Raw genomic sequence first — 234 nt, 5'->3', positions numbered from 1 at the left:
CTACGAGTTGTTGGACACCGGGGTCCACACCGTGCACCACCGGCTGGCCCGGCGCTGGCGGGCCGACCGCGTGTTCCTCGCCGGGGACGCGGCCCACCTGCTCGGCTCACTGGGCACGCACGGGCTGGACGAGGGACTGCGCGACGTCGACAACCTCGCCTGGAAACTGGCGCTGGCCTGGCACCACGGTCCGCACGAGGCGCTGCTCGACAGCTACCAGACCGAGCGCCGCGC

Annotated in this window: 1 protein-coding gene; it reads left to right on the top strand. The window is 73.1% G+C overall.

Translation table 11 applies throughout. The annotated features are described in order from the left end of the window. Positions 1-234, top strand: a 234-nt coding sequence (locus B7L92_RS27020) for an FAD-dependent monooxygenase (protein WP_174704025.1), incomplete at both ends; no start/stop codon positions are given.

Origin of the sequence: Streptomyces viridosporus, assembly GCF_002078235.1 — a bacterium.
GTDB classification, from domain to species: Bacteria; Actinomycetota; Actinomycetes; order Streptomycetales; family Streptomycetaceae; genus Streptomyces; species Streptomyces viridosporus.
Note: the sequence above shows the minus strand (reverse complement) of the source record. Positions and strands in the feature narration are given on the sequence as shown.